General features: G+C 64.4%; 18 protein-coding genes. 9 read left to right on the forward strand and 9 right to left on the reverse strand.

The window, feature by feature from the left end; genetic code table 11:
- Positions 1-105: 105 nt before the first annotated feature.
- From BW934_RS11650 to BW934_RS11680, 7 genes are all read right to left on the reverse strand, one after another.
- A complete protein-coding gene (locus BW934_RS11650; RefSeq protein ID WP_076348283.1) occupies positions 106-1,188 on the reverse strand; it encodes an ABC transporter permease subunit in 1,083 nt (360 codons plus the stop codon).
- Positions 1,185-2,105, reverse strand: a complete 921-nt coding sequence (locus tag BW934_RS11655) for an ABC transporter ATP-binding protein (RefSeq protein WP_076348285.1) — start codon at positions 2,103-2,105, stop codon at positions 1,185-1,187. The genes BW934_RS11650 and BW934_RS11655 overlap by 4 nt, the downstream gene beginning before the upstream one ends.
- Positions 2,102-3,082 carry a hypothetical protein gene (locus tag BW934_RS11660; protein ID WP_234969756.1) on the reverse strand — a complete coding sequence of 327 codons (981 nt, stop codon included), beginning with the start codon at positions 3,080-3,082 and terminating at the stop codon, positions 2,102-2,104. Before BW934_RS11660 ends, BW934_RS11655 begins: the two co-directional genes overlap by 4 nt.
- On the reverse strand, positions 3,060-3,980 hold the full coding sequence (locus BW934_RS11665) for an ABC transporter ATP-binding protein (RefSeq protein ID WP_076348287.1): 921 nt from the start codon (positions 3,978-3,980) through the stop codon (positions 3,060-3,062). The genes BW934_RS11660 and BW934_RS11665 overlap by 23 nt, the downstream gene beginning before the upstream one ends.
- Complete coding sequence (locus tag BW934_RS11670; RefSeq protein ID WP_234969758.1) at positions 3,981-4,385, reverse strand: GntR family transcriptional regulator; 405 nt, start codon at positions 4,383-4,385, stop codon at positions 3,981-3,983. It abuts the gene before it with no gap.
- Positions 4,386-4,519: 134 nt separating this feature from the next.
- Positions 4,520-5,458 (reverse strand): ribonuclease Z, encoded by a 939-nt coding sequence (gene rnz / locus BW934_RS11675; protein WP_076348291.1) that lies wholly within the window; start codon positions 5,456-5,458, stop codon positions 4,520-4,522.
- A 20-nt stretch (positions 5,459-5,478) separates the two neighbouring features.
- Complete coding sequence (locus BW934_RS11680) at positions 5,479-6,687, reverse strand: MFS transporter (RefSeq protein WP_076348293.1); 1,209 nt, start codon at positions 6,685-6,687, stop codon at positions 5,479-5,481.
- A gap of 189 nt (positions 6,688-6,876) precedes the next feature.
- On the opposite strand from BW934_RS11680, the gene BW934_RS11685 reads away from it, so the two are divergent.
- Together BW934_RS11685 and BW934_RS11690 are read left to right on the forward strand one after the other, a co-directional pair.
- On the forward strand, positions 6,877-7,344 hold the full coding sequence (locus BW934_RS11685; protein WP_076348295.1) for a MarR family winged helix-turn-helix transcriptional regulator: 468 nt from the start codon (positions 6,877-6,879) through the stop codon (positions 7,342-7,344).
- On the forward strand, positions 7,341-8,819 hold the full coding sequence (locus BW934_RS11690; protein ID WP_076348297.1) for a potassium/proton antiporter: 1,479 nt from the start codon (positions 7,341-7,343) through the stop codon (positions 8,817-8,819). The genes BW934_RS11685 and BW934_RS11690 overlap by 4 nt, the downstream gene beginning before the upstream one ends.
- Here the strand turns inward: BW934_RS11690 and BW934_RS11695 are convergent.
- A complete protein-coding gene (locus tag BW934_RS11695; protein ID WP_076348299.1) occupies positions 8,816-9,148 on the reverse strand; it encodes a hypothetical protein in 333 nt (110 codons plus the stop codon). The genes BW934_RS11690 and BW934_RS11695 overlap by 4 nt on opposite strands.
- Positions 9,149-9,218: 70 nt before the next feature.
- Here BW934_RS11695 and BW934_RS11700 point away from each other — a divergent pair, with 70 nt between their 5' ends.
- From BW934_RS11700 to BW934_RS11720, 5 genes are all read left to right on the forward strand, one after another.
- Positions 9,219-10,139 carry an ABC transporter ATP-binding protein gene (locus BW934_RS11700; protein WP_234969767.1) on the forward strand — a complete coding sequence of 307 codons (921 nt, stop codon included), beginning with the start codon at positions 9,219-9,221 and terminating at the stop codon, positions 10,137-10,139.
- The gene (locus BW934_RS11705) at positions 10,136-10,888 is read left to right on the forward strand and encodes an ABC transporter permease (RefSeq protein ID WP_076348303.1); all 753 of its coding nucleotides are present in this window, start codon (positions 10,136-10,138) and stop codon (positions 10,886-10,888) included. The genes BW934_RS11700 and BW934_RS11705 overlap by 4 nt, the downstream gene beginning before the upstream one ends.
- Before the next feature lie 39 nt (positions 10,889-10,927).
- Complete coding sequence (locus BW934_RS11710) at positions 10,928-12,097, forward strand: sensor histidine kinase (protein ID WP_076348305.1); 1,170 nt, start codon at positions 10,928-10,930, stop codon at positions 12,095-12,097.
- Complete coding sequence (locus tag BW934_RS11715) at positions 12,094-12,696, forward strand: response regulator transcription factor (protein ID WP_076348307.1); 603 nt, start codon at positions 12,094-12,096, stop codon at positions 12,694-12,696. The genes BW934_RS11710 and BW934_RS11715 overlap by 4 nt, the downstream gene beginning before the upstream one ends.
- Positions 12,697-12,771: 75 nt before the next feature.
- Positions 12,772-13,494 carry a metallophosphoesterase family protein gene (locus BW934_RS11720; protein ID WP_076348309.1) on the forward strand — a complete coding sequence of 241 codons (723 nt, stop codon included), beginning with the start codon at positions 12,772-12,774 and terminating at the stop codon, positions 13,492-13,494.
- On the opposite strand, the gene BW934_RS11725 is transcribed toward BW934_RS11720, so the two are convergent.
- Positions 13,471-14,169, reverse strand: coding sequence for a uracil-DNA glycosylase family protein (locus BW934_RS11725; RefSeq protein WP_076348311.1), 699 nt, complete (start codon positions 14,167-14,169; stop codon positions 13,471-13,473). The genes BW934_RS11720 and BW934_RS11725 overlap by 24 nt on opposite strands.
- Positions 14,170-14,578: 409 nt before the next feature.
- Here BW934_RS11725 and BW934_RS11730 point away from each other — a divergent pair, with 409 nt between their 5' ends.
- On the forward strand, positions 14,579-15,418 hold the full coding sequence (locus BW934_RS11730; RefSeq protein ID WP_076348313.1) for a cytochrome c oxidase subunit II: 840 nt from the start codon (positions 14,579-14,581) through the stop codon (positions 15,416-15,418).
- 44 nt (positions 15,419-15,462) lie between these two features.
- Positions 15,463-17,427 carry a cbb3-type cytochrome c oxidase subunit I gene (locus tag BW934_RS11735; RefSeq protein WP_076348315.1) on the forward strand — a complete coding sequence of 655 codons (1,965 nt, stop codon included), beginning with the start codon at positions 15,463-15,465 and terminating at the stop codon, positions 17,425-17,427.

Consider the following 17,427-nt stretch of genomic DNA (forward strand, 5'->3'; position numbering starts at 1 on the left):
GATCCCGGCTCCTTTCCTCCTGTCTATCGTCGCCGCTTTGGCCTAGCTTTGCAAGTCAGACAACGCACAGGCGAGGGGCAAAGCCCTTCATGTGTTCCGGCTTCATCAGGCGTTCAGCACGTCCTGGCGGCCAAACCGGGCGAAGGCGACCGCGAGCGGCACCACCGTCCAAAGAAGGAGCACCCACAGCCCCTCCTGCAGTGTCACGGGAGATCCGATGCTGTAGGCGGTGCCCCCGGCGAGATTTCCATACAAGCTGAGGTGCGTCGTGAACAGGGCCTTGACCCAGCTTTGCCCGCGCGCCATCGCGGCCACCATGTAGCCGATGATAATGGTGCCCATGGCCGCGGACGTGCTGACCATGGCGGAGGGCAGGAGGACGGAGCAGGTGAACGCGATGGAGGCCACAGCCACCATGGCGGCGGCCACGAGCGCGCTTTGCAGCAAGAATGCCTGCCACATAGGCCAGACGGCGGCGTGATCGTAGCTGGAGACGGGAATGGGCTGCAGCGATCCCGGCGCGCTGTAAAACTTCACGTGCACGTTGAGCCATGTGGGCTGCCAGCCGCCCTGCGCTCCGTCGATGGCCAGCGCTGTGGCGAGGAACGCGAAGCAGACGAGAAACGACAGCGCGGCCGAGGACGCGGCGGCGATAGCCCACTTTCCCCACAAGAGCGTGCGCCTTCTCACGGGCCGCACCAGAAGCAACTTGATGGTGCCCTGCGTCATTTCGCCCGCCACGATATCGCCGACCAGCACGATGACGAGAAGCGGGAGAAAAATGCGGCTGACCGGGCCAAGGAAGTCAATCGTTTCTGACCACGCGTTGACACGATTCGGGGCGAGCGGTGCGACATCCCGGCTCAGGCGGTATCGCGCCTCCTGGACCTGCTGTTGGAGCGAGGCGCGCGTGTCGGCTTGGGTGGCGCTTGGCGCCGAGGCGCTTTGGGCCTGGTCGAGTTGCTTCAGCCGTTCTTGCGATGCGGCGAGGATTTGCTCGGCCTGCGCGCGCCAGTTGGGACTCACCGGCGTTTCCTGCACGGCGACGCGGCTGTAGACCTGCTTTTCGTGCAACTCACCCAGGCCAAACATGCCCACCAAACAAAGCGCGAGCACGATCACGGCGGTGAGCCGCCTGCGGCGGACGAGCTTCATCCACTCGTTTTGGACGACGCGCATGAACATCATGCTTGATCCCCTCCCGATCCTGCGCCTGTGAGGGCGAGAAACGATTGCTCCAAGCCGCCGGTGCGCGCGGCCTCGTAAATTTCGAATCCTGCGTCCATGAGGTGGCGGAGGGTGCGGGCCACCTGCGCGTCGTCGAGATGAGCCAGGGTCAGGCCGTCGCCCGATGCGTCGACGTCGTAACCATGCGCCTGCAGCCAGAGCACCGCTTCATTCGGCCGCGACACGCGCAGCCGAACGCTGCCGCTTTGGGATCGCAGCTCGTCAACCTTTGCCTCCGCGATGACGCTGCCGTTCTGCAGCACGGCGACGCGATCGCACATCTGCTCCACTTCGGACAGCAGGTGGCTGGACACAAACACGGCCATGCCCTCCGCCGCCAGCGACCGGACGAGTTCGCGGAACTCGCGGATTCCAGCCGGATCGAGCCCGTTCGTGGGTTCGTCGAGCACAAGCAGCTTGGGATCGCCGAGGAGGGCCTGCGCGACGCCTAGGCGCTGGCGCATGCCGAGGGAGTATCGCTTGACCTTGTCGTCGAGGCGGGCCTTGAGGCCGACGCGCTCGGCGACGTACTCCACCCGAGCGCGCGCCGAGGGGCCATCGAGACCAGCGAGCCGCGCGAAGTGCAACAAGTTCTGCCGGCCCGTCAGGTATCCATACATCTCGGGATTTTCGACGATGGCGCCGAGGTATCGCTTGGCGGCCACAGGCTCCCGCTCGACGTCATGGCCCAGGACGTGAATGGCGCCGCGGGTGGGCCGGATGAGGCCGACGATCATGCGGATGGTCGTGGTCTTGCCCGCGCCGTTCGGCCCGAGAAACCCGTAGACCTCCCCTGCCCGGACGGTCATGTTGAGCTGATGCACGATCTCGCGCGAACCGATGCGCTTGCTCACATCAAACAACTGCAATACGTTCAAGCCTTCCACCTCCGTGACCGCCGGCGGCGGCCGAATGTGAGTGCGGCCAACAAGCCACACGTCGCAGCGAGCCAGATGACAAACGCTTCGACGGCCGCTGTGCGGGTCTGGCCGAGATCGACGACGTGGTCCACCCAGACGGTGATGACCAGGCTTGCGCACAGCGCGATGCCGAGGAACAAGAGCGAGCGATAGGCTTCAAATGGGAAGGCCTCGGACAGGTGCTCCAGCGGCAGGCGCTGGAACAGCCGAAACCCAAGCCATGTCCACCCGAGGATCCAGGCGACAAACCACAGCGCGTAACCTGCGAGCGAGGCGCCCGTGACCTGGTCCAATAGGGAAAACGGCGACAGTTGCGCGATGGCCTGATACAAGTGGGCTGGCGGTATGCCAAGCCACTTGGCGCCCAAATATTCGGCGAGCAAGGCGACATAGACGGGGAATGCGCTGACGCCACACGCGGCGATCACGGCCATCACGACGTTCGAGATGGTGGCTCCGGCGGCGAGACCGACGCTCCACGCCGCGAGGTACAGGAGCAGCCGCTTGACGAGCACGTGGACCAGCAGGGCCGGGTGCGCAGGCAGGCCGACAAGCGCGTCAAGCCCGCACAGGTAGCACGCCACCACGAGCTGGCCCAGAATGAGCCCACCGCCCGTCAGGCACGCGTGAATGACGTACACGTCCTGTCGGCGCACGGGCCCGGCGAGCAAGGCCATCAGCTCGCCGCGGCGCGTCAAGAGGCCAAGCGACAGCACGCCGAGGAGCAAGGCCCAGAAGACGCCGGCATCCATCTGATTGGCGGCCGCGCCCATCGCCGTGACCCTCAGGTTCTGGCGCAAGAGGTCCGCGGAGTGGGCGTCCAGGAAGGGAAGGAGCCAGTTGCGCGCCAGGACAAAGGGCGTTGCGATGAGCCACCACATGAGCGTGCGCCACGCGAACCACCAAACGGCGTTACGAGATTTTGTCGCTGTCACGCACGTATCCCTCCCTTCGCATGAGCCAGCGAAACCACTCGTCGAGCGGCAGGCGTTCCTGCACCATCATTTGGTTCACACCTGCTTCGCGCAGCTGTGCGGTCAGGGCAGGAAGCGCGTCCCGTTCCACCATGGCGCTCCATTCGCCGTGGCCGGAGGTCTGCCACGCGACCGCGGGGGCCAGGGACGCCAGGGCCCGAATCCCGGTTGCCCGAACGACGACTTTTGCGAACTGCGCTTTGGCTTCCTCGAGTTCGCCCGACCACACCGCGCGTCCCTTGAAGAAGACCGTCGCGCTATCCGCCAGCTGCTCCATGTCGTCGATGTCGTGGGTTGCGAGCACAGCCGTCGTGCCCGCGTCTGCGATCTCGGCGAGCAGCCACTGCCACATCTGCCGCCGCACCACGGGATCCAAACCCGTCGTGGGCTCGTCGAGCAGGAGCAAGCGCGGCCGCACCGCAAGGGCGAACGCCAGCTTCGCCTGCGTGAGCATGCCGAGCGATAGGCGGCGAATGCGCTCCTTCCTGGGCAGCTCAAGGTTCGTGATGAGTGTGATGAATCGATGCTCGTCCCAGTTCGCGTACATGCGCGCGCCGAGAGCGCCCCATTCTTCCAGGGTGAGCCGGCCCGGCGGCGAGATCAGCGGGTCGACCAGCGCCAACTCGGTTCGCCACGCCGGATCGGCCCACGGCAAGACGCATTGCCCCATCCAGTCGATCTCGCCCGCGTCCGGTCGATACAGTCCGGCGAGCACGCGCAACATCGTCGTCTTGCCCGACCCGTTGGCCCCGAGCAAAGCGTGGATGCTGCCGTGATGGACCGAGAATGAGACGGAGGAGAGCGCGTGGCGGCCGCCCATTTGCTTGGATACGTTTCTAACCGCGAGCACGTTGCTCATCTACACCCCTTCCATGTCCGCACGACCTCGCGCCGCTTCGCCCGCCTGGTGAAACATGCGCTCGAACTCGGCATCCGTCAGCCCAAGGTGGTACGCCTCGATCCACGCCAGCCTAAGTGCGTCGCGCAGCTTCTCCATTCGCTCGGCAGCGTCCGGAGGGGTACGGCTTGGCCTCGTCACGAACGTGCCTCTTCCGCGGATGACCTCGATGACGCGGCTTCGCTCGAGTTCCTGATACGCCTTTGCCACGGTGTTGTGGTTGACGGCGAGCGCCACGGCGAGGTCACGCACGGAGGGCAGGCGATCCCCTGGCGCGAGCCAACCGGCGGCCACCGCCGCTTTGACCCCGTCCACAATCTGCTGGTAGACGGGCGTGGGCGCTCGCGGATCCACCTGAAGCCACATGGGCATCATCCTTTCGTTCCGCACGTTCGCGCAGGCGTGCGGAACGCATCCGCTTGTACTATGTCGACTAGTACACGCGGATCATAAAATGCCTGGGCCGAAATGTCAAGCGGCCGCACCGCGAGGGTCGGCCGTCAGAGCGTTCGCCTGCGCGCGACGGGGTAGACCATGCCATCGTGCGCGAGCAGCGTGTTCGGGAAGACCGCCCGCGCCTCCTCGAGGATTTCCTCTTCCTCGGCCCGTTCATAGCGCGCGCTGATATGGGTCAGGATGAGCGTCTTCACGCCGGCCTCCCGCGCAATTTCGGCAGCTTGGCGCGCCGTGCTGTGGAAGAAGGCTGTCGCGAGATGGGCGTGTTCGCTGAGAAAAGTCGCTTCATGGACCAAGCAGTCCGCCCCGCGGGAAAGCTCCACGGCGGCTGGGCAAGGCCTCGTGTCGCCCAGGATGGCAATCACCCGCCCTGACTCGGGCGGATCGACGTAGTCCGCGGCAGAGAGCGTTTTCCCGCCAGGGAGCGTGACGTCTTTGCCCGACTTGAGCTCGGCCCAGAGCGGGCCCGGCGGTATGCCGTCGCTTTGCAGGCGGTCGGCGTGCAGGCGGCCCGGGAAGGGCGCCTCCTCGATGCGGTAGCCGTAGGACGGTACGGCGTGATCGAGAAGCATGGCGCGAATGGTGTACAGGCCTTCGCGCACCGGTTCGGGATTCGGCGACGGCCATTCGTGGTAATGGATGTCGTAGTTCAAATGGGTTTGACTCGCGGTGATGGCGGCCTGCACAAACGCCCGGATGCCGGGCGGCCCGTACAGGTGGAGCGGATCGACGTGTTCTGGAAACGATCTCGTGCTGATGAGGCCGGGCAGGCCGAAGATGTGATCGCCGTGGAGATGGGTGATGAAAATGCAATCGACGCGATTGGGGCCAAACGGCGCGTCGAACATCCGGTGTTGCGTCCCCTCGCCGCAGTCAAACAGCCAGACGGTGCTGTCGTTGCGGGTCAGCCGAAGGGCGATGGCGGAGACGTTGCGGCGCCGGGAGGGGGCCCCGGCGCCCGTGCCGAGAAAATACAGCTCCATAGGGTTCATCCTCTGCCCTGTCAGTGGGCCACGTACTCGATGTGGCGCAACTTGTTTCGTCCCATCCACAGTACCATGATGGCCACCACCACGCCTAGGCATCCGATGAAAAACGGCATGGCAGGTCCGACGGCGTCGCTCAGCTTGCCGGCGAGCCAGGGTGCCACGGCGCCGCCCACGAAACGCACGAAGCTGTACGCTGCCGACGCGGTGGGCCGTTCGACGGGCGCGGCTTGCATGACGGCCGTCGTAATGATGGTGTTGTTCACGCCGAGGAACGCGCCCGCAAGGATGATGCAGACGACGAGCGTCCACCGCGAATGGACCGCCAGGCCCATGACCAACAGGTCGAGCGCAAACAGGGCCAGGATGGTGTACATGACGGGCAGGATCCCGAACTTCTCCGCCAGCCAGGGCGCCACGAAGACGGACGTGATGGCGAGGAGAATGCCCCATCCGAAATACGTGTAGCCGATGCCGATGGCCGACATGTGCAGCGGATACGGGCCGTAGCCGAGCAGGGTGAAGAAGCCGAAGTTGTAAAACAGGCTCGTCAAGCCGAGCGTCAGCAGGCTCAGATGGCCGAGCGCGCGAAATGGCGCTGCGATCGAGGCACGGTGCGCAGGTTTCGGCACACCTCGAAGGAAGAGCAGGACAGCCACAAAGCCGATGGCCATCAGCGTGGCGACGCCGTAGAACGGGTACCGCCAGCTGTGCTGGCCGAGCGTTCCGCCGAGCAGGGGTCCGACGGAAATGCCGAGCCCGAGCGCGGCCTCGTACAGGATGATGGCGCTGGCCGCCGTGCCGCGCGCCGACGAGACGATGACGGAGAGCGCGGTGGCGATGAACATGGCGTTACCCAGTCCCCATCCGCCGCGGAAGCCGACGATTTGGCCGACGCTGTGCGAGCGCCCGGCCAAAAACGAGAACACGATGATGAGCGCGAGCCCGCAGAGCAGGGTGTACTTGGGGCCGATGCGGGTGGAAATGAAACCGGTGAAGACCATCATGCAGCCGGTGACAAGCATATAACTGGTGAACAAGAGCTCCGTTTGCGCCTTGGTGGCGTGGAGTTGCGCCGAGATCGCGGGTAAAATTGGATCAACCAGCCCGAGTCCCATGAAGGCGACGACGCAGGCGAAGGCGACCGCCCACACGGGAGCGGGTTGGCGCAAGATGTTCGACTCGGCGTGATCGAACTCCTGTGCGACATCCGGTTGCGCGGACACGGGAATTCCTCCTCTCCTAGCACGAACCTAGGTCAAGCTGTGGGATGTGAAGGGTTGTTAAGGGACTCGAGAAGTGAAGTGCACACAACTATTGTATTATACAACTATCGTGTCGAGAATGCACCTGCGTGAATGTGGAGCGCTCAAATTTCGTGCAGGACCTGCGTGCAGGACCTCAAGGAGGCGGACATGGATCAGGGGAACATGGACTCGCGGGCATCGTTGGAGGCGCTGGAGCGCGAAATGGCGATTTTCGCTCGGCGGCTGGAAGGCGCGCGCCAGTCGTGGCGCAGGCACCGGGAGATCGATCGCTCGGCCTATCTGATTTTGCTGGCGCTGCGCGAGGAGGGGGAGCTCACGGCGGGTCAACTGGCCGCGCGGTTTCTCCTGGATATCTCCACGATCAGCCGGCAGATCGCGCCGCTCGTCGAGGCAGGCTGGATTGCGAAGGAGCGCGACGAGGGGGACAAGCGCCAGCTTCGCTTGACCATCACGGAGGCGGGGGTGGAGGCGCTCGAGGCCACCCGCGCGTCGCGCTTGGAGCTGTATCGCGAGCTGGTGGGTGACTGGACGGACGAAGAGCGGCGCGTGTTCCTCAGCCTGTTGCGGCGCCTGAACGAGCGCATTCAAGCGCGGCAACAGGTGGAACGCGGATGAGCACGGTCAGCGTCGCGAGCGTCGTCGTCGCGGTTGTGCTGCTCTCGGGCGTGTTGATCGCGAGCGCCCACAGCCGGGTCGGCCTTCCGGCCATGGTGGGCTTCGTGGCGCTCGGCTGCGGCATCGCCGCGATCGACCCGGATCTCTTGACCGCCATCTCGCCGGACGTGGCGACCAACCTGAGTTCCTTCGCGCTTGCGATGATCCTGTTTGACGGCGGCTTTCACACCACGCCCGCGCGCGTCCGCAGGGCCTTCTGGCCGTCCATCTCCCTGGCCACCGTCGGCGTGCTCGCCCAGAGCGCCATCATGACCGCGCTGGCGCACGCCGTGCTGCGGCTGCCGTGGCTGTCCTGCGCGATGCTCGGCGTGGCGGCCAGTTCCACGGATGCCGCGAGCGTGTTCAGCGTGCTTGGCAACACGTCCCTCAAGGCGCGCCTGGCCGACGTGCTCGAGGTGGAATCGGGCACCAACGACCCCATGACGTTTTTCCTCATGACGGTGCTGATCGATCTCGCCCAGGCGGGTGGGCGTGGGCTTCGCCCGCTGGACGTGATCGGCTTATTCGTGGCGCAAATGGGGATTGGGCTCTGCGTCGGATGGGTCATCGGGCTTTTGGGCCGCCGGCTCATCGCGGCGGCTCGGCTCGACGCGCCGGGACTGTATCCGGCGGTGACGCTCGCCGTCGCGCTTTTATCGTTCGGCGTCGCGCAGCTGCTCGAGGGCAGCGGCTTCCTCGCCGTGTACCTGACGGGCGTCGCGATGGCGGGCGGGGAGATTCGCGAGCGCGTCGCCGTGCTGCGCTTTCACGAGGGTCTCGCCTGGATTGTGCAGATTGTCATGTTTGTGGCGCTGGGATTTTTCCTCGTGCCGCGCGACTTCGCCGACGTCGCCGTGCCTGGGCTGCTCTTCGCACTGGGCGCCATCTTTGTGGCTCGGCCGGCGGCCGTCTGGCTGTCGACCTTGCCGTTTCGGATGAGCGCCGACGAGCGCTGGTTCATCGCGTGGGCCGGCCTGCGCGGCGCCGCGCCCATCGTGCTCGTCCTGTTCGCCGTCGAGGCGCACGTGCAGGGCTACATCGCGCTCGTGGAAGTGGTGTTTTTCGTCGTGATCGTCTCCGCGCTGCTTCAGGGCACCAGCGCGAACTGGCTGGCCGAGCGACTCGGGCTTGTCCAGGCCACGCCGCCCGAGTCGCTGTGCGAACTGCTCGCCATCGCGCGCGAAGCGGCTGTCATGGTGCCGGTTGAGGTGACGCCGGGATCGCCAAGCGCCGGGAAGCGACTGCGCGATCTCGCCTTTCCCCCGGGCGCTCTGTGCTACGCCGTGGTGCGGGGCGGGAAGGCCGTGGTGCCGCGCGGTGGCACGCGCATCCGGGAGGGCGATCATCTGCTCGTGCTCGCGCACGAAGGGGCTCTGGGCGAGATTGAGCGCCTGTTTCACGACGACCAGGTGGGGCATGCGGAGGCGCTCCCTTAGGCGCCGGGAGAAGCGGCTTCGCCGTTGGCCGCATCCGCGCGCGGCCGGCCTTCTTGCGGGGGCTCCTCGGCGCTTAGGCCCGGCAAGTCTTCCGCCATCTCGAGCAGCAAATCGTCGTCCTCGTCGTCAAAATGGGGCCGAACGCCCGTCGATGGGTGGCGCACCCGCATTCGATTTCCCTCGCCTTCTGCGTGCGGGTCGATGGATGTCCTCATGATAACGCATTCCGAAACGGCGCGCATGGCAGCCTGCGCCGCAAAGCGCATCACCCGCGCGAGGAGCACGCGGCGCGCCGCGGCGTGACAGTTGTCATATCGGTCCGATGACAACCCCCACTAGCCCTAAGACCACCGAACCCGTACGATGAAATCATCACCCCTGAGGAGGCGATTTCGGTTGGTGTCAGCCGCCATTTCGGTGGAGCACGTGTCCAAGCGGTTTCAGTCGGTCCGGGCGGTGGACGATGTCACCTTTCACGTCCAGCCAGGCACCATTGTGGCTTTGCTCGGCCCAAACGGGGCCGGCAAAACGACGCTCATCTCCATGATCCTCGGCCTGTCTCGGCCGACCGAAGGCGCCGTGCACCTGTTCGGCCATCCCCCGCGCCATCCCGCTGCCCGAGAGCGCCTCGGCGTGATGTTACAGCACGTCACGCTGCCGCAAAACGTGAAGGTCAAGGAACTCGTCGAGTGGTTCCGCAGCTTCTATCGCGAGCCGGTTTCCGCTCCGCACCTGCTTCGCATGGCGGGCATCGAGCACCTGGCGGATCGAGAGGCCGTCAAACTGTCCGGAGGGGAACAGCGCAGGCTCCAGTTTGCGCTCGCCATGGCGGGCAATCCATCGCTCCTCGTGATGGACGAGCCGACCACGGGCATGGACGTCGAGTCGCGGCGCGCGTTCTGGAACAGCCTCCGCAACTTTGTCCACGACGGCGGCCGCACCCTGTTGCTCACCACGCACCACCTCGAAGAGGCCGAGTCCGTCGCCGATCGCGTCATCTTGCTCAAGCAGGGCCGGGTCATCGCGGATGGGAGCCTGGCCGACATCAAGGCGCAGGCGGGAAACCGATTCGTCAGCTTCGTGGCCGGCCCGCGCTGCACGAAGGAGCAGATCGCCGCGCTGCCCCACGTCCGCGACGTGCGCTACAGCGGGCGGCACGTGCGCATCCAGACGGATCGGCCCGATGACGTGCTGCGTGCCATCATTCTGCGCGATCTCGACGCCTCCTCGTTCGAAGTCTCTCAGGGTGCGCTCGAGGACGCGTTTGTGGCGCTGACGGACTTGGACCGGGGCCTCGAGGAAGGGAGTGCTCGCCGATGAACGCTTGGCTGCTGGAGTGGCGCATCGAGGTGCTGCGCAACGTGCGCAACCGCCGATACTTCATCTTCACGTTGCTGTTCCCTGTCGGCTTCTACCTTTTGTACGTGCATTTGTACGGCCGCGACACGCACATGGGTGGCATGGATTGGGCCGAATACTTCCTGATCTCCATGTCCGTCTTTGGCGTGGTGGGCACGGGCCTCAACGGCAACGCGGTGCGCGTGGCCATCGAGCGGACGCAGGGATGGGCGAGCTGGATGCTCACGACGCCGCGGCCCAGTCTGCAAGCCGTGACGACGAAAATCGCCGCCAACGTAGTCGTCAACGCGATCGCCGTGGGCATCATGTTCTGCGTCGGGGCGTTTGTCGAACACGTCCACATGTCCATCGGCCAGTGGCTGACGTGCGGGCTCGCGACCACCTTTGGCGCGCTCGTCTTCACCGCGCTCGGCATGCTTGTCGGCCACGTGGGCGGGCGCGAGGCCGCGCAGATTTTGGCCAGCATCGTCTACTTTCTCATCTCCATCGCGGGCGGCCTGTGGATTCCGATTCAGGTGTTGCCTCCGTTCTTCCATCACCTGGCGCTGTTCATGCCGACCTACCGTCTGGCGGACATCGCCTGGTCGGTCGTCGGGCTCCGAACGGTGCACTGGGCGGATATCGCGGTCCTGTTCGCCTATTTTGTCGTGTTCGTAGGGCTTAGCGCCTGGTTATCCACCCGGCCGCGCGAGGTTCGCTCTGTCTCCTGAGGGAAAGGCTCGGGGGAAACGCGTGAGGAGGCTGTGGTCATGAGGCGAAGGCTTCGCCACGGAGCGATGGAGACGATGATCTTCTTTCTGCTTCAGCTGGTGTACCCCGCTTCCTTTTTGTTCGGGCTTGGTGCCGGAGAGATGGCCATCGGCGTTGCCTGCTTGGCCGCCTTTGGGGCGTGTTACGTCGTCGCGTTTGTCACGCCGGCATCGAGCCGATGGCGCATCGCCGCGTTCGGCGGCCAGCTCGCCATTCTCCTGTTTATGATGGCCCATTTCAGCCTGGACTACGTGTATCTCCTGTTTTACCCCGCGGCCACCATCCTTTACGGGCCGCGGCGGCGGACCGCGGCTCTCTTCGCCGTGCTCTGCATCAGCGTGGCGCTTCTCGTCGCCGCGCTGCGCGCGGAGGGCGCGGCCTTTCCGACGGGCTTCGGCTATCTCCTCGCCGGATCGCTGTTTGGCGGCAGCATCCTCATCTTCATGATGCGCGCGTGGGATAAATTGGCCGAGACCAACGCGCGCCTGGAGGCCACGCAGAGCGAGGTCGCGCGCCTCAGCCAGGCCGAGGAGCGCATGCGCATTGGCCGCGATTTGCACGATCTCCTCGGGCACCAATTGTCGCTCATCACGCTGAAGGCCCAGGTCGCGGCGCGTATGCTCGAGCGCACGGGCGACATTGCGCGCGCTCGCGCCGAGATCGACCAGATTGAGCGGGTGAGTCGGGCGACGCTCGAATCGGTGCGCGCCTACGTGGCGGATATGCGCGCGTTGAGCTGGCAGGATGCGTGGCGCGCCGCGGAAGAAGTGCTCGCGGCGGCAGGCATCGAGGCGAACATGACGTGCGAGTGGGGAGCGCTGCCGCGCGACGCGGAGCACGCCTTTGCGATGGGCCTGCGCGAGGCGGTGACGAACGTCGTCCGGCACAGTGGCGCGGGGCGCTGCGCCATTCGCGCCTGGCGAACATCGGAAGGTTTGGTTCTGGCCGTCGCCGACGACGGCGCGGGGCAGGCGGAGTGCGGCAGACATCCTGGGGGAAGCGGCATTCCCGGGATGCGCGCGCGCATGGCCCAGATCGGCGGGACGTGCGAGTGCTGGGACCGCGCCGCGTGGAATCGCCGGACGCGAGGTTGGCCGTCGTTCGATCCCGGCTGGGTGGTGGTCTTGGAGGCGCCCGTTCCAGTCAGCCTGCGGGAGGGCTTGTCATGATACGCGTCTTGTTGGCGGAAGATCAGGGCCTCGTCTCCGACGCGCTCGCGACGCTCCTCACCCTCGAAGGGGACTTCGACGTGGTCGCCGTCGCGAACGACGGCGAGGAGGCCGTGGTGCAGGCGCGGGCGGTCAAGCCTCAACTTGCGCTCGTCGACATCGAGATGCCCAAGTTGAGCGGTCTTGAGGCGGCCGAGCGCATGTTGCGCGACGTGCCTGGCTTGGGCGTCGTCCTGCTGACCACCTTTGCGCGCCCCGGGTATCTCCGGCGTGCACTTCAAATTGGCGTGCACGGCTACCTGTTGAAGGACGGCAAGGTGGAGGAGCTCGCCGCGCACCTGCGCGCCATCGTCGCAGGTCAACGCATCTTCGATCCGGCCCTCATGCTCGCGGCAATGGAGACGGACAACCCGCTGACGCCGCGCGAGGTGGACGTGCTCCGGCTCGCGCGCGAGGGGCTCTCGACGCGGGAGATGGCCAAGCGGCTGTTTCTCTCGGAAGGCACCGTTCGCAATTACCTGTCTGGGGCCTTGGCGAAACTTGGGTGCGACAGCCGGCACGAAGCGATACGCAAGGCCGACGAGATGGGCTGGCTGTGAGTGGGCGGGCGTGATCGCCCTCATGGAAACCCGTACAATGGTCTTGACTACGGTACGGTGGGAAGGGGAGTCCCCATGCGGATCGCATTTTTCTCCGATGTGCATGGAAATGAACTGGCGCTTGACGCCGTGATCGCCGACGTGCGAAGCGTCGGGTGTGACCGCGTCTATGTCCTCGGCGATCTCGCCTTCCGCGGGTACGCGCCGAAGGCGTGCGTGGAGAAGGTGGCGGACGTGGCGGATGGCGTCATTCGCGGCAATGCGGACGAGTGGGTGTTGAGGGGCGTGCGCCCGGGTGAGGCGCCCGAAGAGCGGCGCGCCACCATGGACGAGGAGGCGGTGTTTGTGCGGAGCCTGCTTACGCCGGACGAGCTTCGCTACCTGGCCAACCTGCCGCTTCTCCTGCTCGAAGAGGCCCCCTTCGGCCGCTGGCTCGCGTTTCATGCGACGCCGTACGATCCGTTCCCGATCGTCGCGCCGGACGCCTCGGACGCCGACGCCGAGCGGCTCCTGATGGCGGGGCATGACGCGCGCCTGTATCTGTACGGGCACATCCATCTGCCGTACGTGCGCACGCTTGGTGAACGGATCATCGCAAACCTCGGCAGCGTCGGCATGCCGTTTGACGGCATTCCCCAGGCCTCGTACCTGGTGGTTCACGTGGATCAAGACCAGTGCCGCGTGGAACATCGCCGCGTCCCGTACGATGTCGAAGCGGCGTGCAGGCGGTACGACGATGTCGGCTATCCGGCTGCCGAGATGATGAAGCGCGTGTTACGCGCCGCGCGGCCCGTTTGATTCCAGCGCCACGGCGAGATCTGCCCCCGCGCGGCCCACGGCCTCGACGACCCGTTCCACGGCACGCGCGTACTGCGCGCGGTCCCAGCTGTTGTACGAGGGGTGCGGGACGCCGTCGATCACCGTCCACTTTTCGTCGTCGACGTCCGCCAGTGCGAAGAACTTTTGCGCAAATCGCCCGCACGGCACGAAGGTCAGCGACTGCCCGCGGTAGCTTTGCAGCTTCTTGCGCAAGTGCATCGCGAGATAGGACTGAATGTCTTGTTCGAGCGGGTCCGCGAAGGACATCTTTTGATTTTGCGTGCGGACCGCGTTCATCGCCTTGAACCAGTCCGCGTATCGGGCCTGAATGTCGCGCGGGTACGCCGCTTGCTGCAGAGGAATGTTGCACACGTTGATAAGGCCAATCGCGGAGAGGCGCGGCCGTTTCGCGCCCATCTCCGCGTTTTTCTTGACCATTCGGCCGAGCGGCAGGTGGCCGTACTCCGGCCCAAAGATGTGACGCGACATCGTGGCACCGGACGATCCGGCCACGGGCGCCCCGTGTTTCAGCTCCTGGATGTGCGGCGATTCAAGGATAAAGAGCACCGTGGACGTCTCGAGCACAATGTCCGGCACGCCATAGTCCTTGGAGAGGATGTCCACGAGATCGGCGAATGTGTTCACGAGATCCATCGAGCTTCCCGCCCTTTGGAAGGATTCAGGCGCGTCCGTCGGTACCTGAGCGGGCGCGACAAGGTCATTGTAGCATGGTTTAAATTGCCTGCCCACAAGCAATACTAGGTTGCGGGATTCATGCGCCGTGACGCGGAGACGACGAGGCCGGGCTCGCTTATCGCGAGACGCATGTTTTGCTTATTGAACGTTTTTCAAAATCGTCATATTGTCCAGCCCGTCGCTCCGCGAAATATGTCGGGCCAAGTGGTATCATCGACTTGGCGATGGAGCGCACTGCGAGGGCCCGCAGACTGCGATGCGTGCGGATTTTCCGGTCGGATGGTTTCGTTGTCGATCGTCGTCTGCATACGGGGGGCGCCGCGGAAGTTTCGCAACAGACAGGGAAAGAAGGGAGACGAAAGCGACGATGAAGCCAAAAGGGCGTCGAGTGGGAGGACTGATCGCGCTCATTGGGTTTACCGTACTCGCCCTCACGGGATGCGACAGCCCAAAGTATTGGCCGGTTCTCAGCCCGCAGGGGCCGGTGGCTCGGAGTGAGTACTACCTTATTATTTACTCGTTCATCTTGATGCTGCTTGTCGTCTTGGCGGTGTTCATCCTGTTTTTCTGGGTGATCATCAAGTATCGCGCGCGGCCAGACAACGCGGACTATGTACCGCCGGAAATCGAGGGCAACGCCAAGCTCGAGACGCTCTGGACCGTCATTCCGATCTTGGTCGTCATTGCGCTCGCCATTCCGACGGTCGCCGTGACGTACAAGCTGGTGTATCCGCCCAAGGTGGAAGCCGCGACGGCCAAAGTGGTCGGGAAATCCATCACCATCGATGTGATTTCGGAACAGTGGAAGTGGGTCTTCAAATATCCGGCGCAGAACATCGAGACGGTCAACTACGTGGATATCCCGGCTGGCGTGCCGGTGAACTTCCAGTTGACCTCGAGCGGCCCGATGAACACGTTCTGGGTCCCTGCGCTCGGAGGCATGGAGTTCACCATGCCGCACATGGATCTTCGGTTGTGGCTTGAGGCGGATCACCCGGGCAGCTATCTGGGGCGCGGCGCGCAGTACAATGGTCGCGGGTTCGCGCACATGACGTTCACGGTCAACGCGCTTTCGCCGACGGACTTCGAAAACTGGGTGAAGAGCGTGCAGCAGACCGCGCCGAAGTTGACGCAGCAGGCGCAGGCTCAGATCAGTAAACCCGGTCTCATCGGCAAGCTGACCTTCTCGTCGACGACGCCACAGTAAGCTCGTTCGCAGACGCGAATTCAGGGATGAAAGGGGAAGCGAGCATGCACGGAGTGGTCAATTGGGCCGTACATTTCTTCATGCTCGACGAAGGTCCGCTCATTTGGCTGTCCGACTTCTTGATCATTTGTGCGTCGCTCGGCATCGTCGTCGTCCTGACCAAGTTCCGCTTGTGGAAGTGGCTTTGGGACGAATGGCTGACGACTGTGGATCACAAGAAGATCGGCATCATGTACATGATTGCGGCCATTCTCATGCTGTTCCGCGGAGGCACGGACGGCCTCCTCATGCGCGCGCAGCTGGCTTGGCCCAACATGCACTTCCTGAGTGCAGACCACTATGATCAGATCTTCACCACGCACGGCACCATCATGATCCTGTTCATGGCGATGCCGGCCATCATCGGGTTCTTCAACGTCGCTGTGCCGCTTCAGATCGGTTGTCGCGACGTCGCATTCCCGTACCTGAACGCCATTTCGTTCTGGCTGTTCTTCTTTGCGGCACTTCTTTTCAACCTGTCGTTCGTCGTCGGCGGTTCTCCGGATGGCGGCTGGACCAGCTATCCGCCCTACGTCGAGAACCAATTTGACCCGGGCCCGGGCGAGAACTACTACCTGGTGGCCCTGTCCATCACCGGTATTGGTACCATCGCGACCGGCATCAACTTCTTGGTGACCATCCTTCGCATGCGTGCGCCGGGCATGACGTTCATGCGGCTGCCGATGTTCACCTGGTCCGTCTTCGTGACGTCGGTGATCATCCTGTTCGCGTTCCCGGTGCTCGCCGTTGCGCTGGCGTTGCTGCTGATTGACCGCGACTTCGGGTCGCACTTCTTCACCGTCAACGGCGGCGGCGCGCCCATGCAGTACGTGAACCTGTTCTGGTTCTGGGGACACCCAGAGGTGTACATCGTCATCTTGCCTATCTTCGGATTGATGTCCGAAGTGATCAGCACGTTTTCGCACAAGCGGATTTTCGGGTATTCCGCGATGGTCGTCTCCATGGTGGCCATTGCCATCCTGAGCTTCGTGACCTGGGTGCACCACTTCTTCACGATGGGCGCGGGCCCGGGCGTCAACTCGTTCTTCGGCGTGTCGACGATGGCCATCGCCATCCCGACGGGCGTCAAGGTGTTCAACTGGATTTTCACCATGCACAAGGGGCGGTTGGAGTTTAAGACCGCGATGCTGTGGAGCTTGGGCGTGATTCCCAACTTCCTCATCGGCGGTCTGACAGGCGTGATGCTGGCCGTGCCCCCGGCAGACTACCAGTATCACAACTCGTACTTCCTGATTGCCCACTTCCACTACACGCTCATCGGTGGCACGGTGTTCGGTGTGTTCTCCGGCCTGTACTACTGGTGGCCGAAGATGTTTGGCGTGTTGCTCAACGAGAAGCTCGGGCGCTGGCACTTCTGGACGTTCATGGTCGGGTTCAACATCTGTTTCTTCCCGCAGTTCTTCCTCGGCTTCATGGGGATGACGCGGCGCATGTACACGTACCCGGCGGGCTACGGCTGGGGCGTCGTCAACCTGATCTCGACCATCGGCGCGTTTATGATGGGTGCTGCGTTCATCATCTTCGTCTACAACATCTTGTGGAGCGCGCGCTACGGCGAGCGCGACCTGACGGGCGATCCGTGGGACGGCCGCACGCTGGAGTGGGCGACGACGTCGCCGGCGCCGCACTACAACTTCGCTGTCATTCCGACGGTCAAGGGCCGCGACGCCTGGTGGCTGATGAAGCAGAGCGGCGAGTCCATCAACGGGCCGAAGGGCGTGCCGTTCCGGCCGATTCACATGCCGAACAACTCGGGCCGTCCGTTCATCATGAGCGCGCTCTTCTTCATCATGGGCGCCGGCTTCGTGTTCCAGTGGTGGATCTTGACGATTGTCGGGTTTGTCGGCGTGCTCATCTGCATGGCGCAGCGTTCGTTCGAGTATAACGACTCGCACTACATCCCGGTCGAGGAGATCGAAAAGACCGAGGCCGCGGCGGGGAGGTTGTAA

Origin of the sequence: Alicyclobacillus vulcanalis (genome assembly GCF_900156755.1) — a bacterium.
Lineage (GTDB): Bacteria > Bacillota > Bacilli > Alicyclobacillales > Alicyclobacillaceae > Alicyclobacillus > Alicyclobacillus vulcanalis.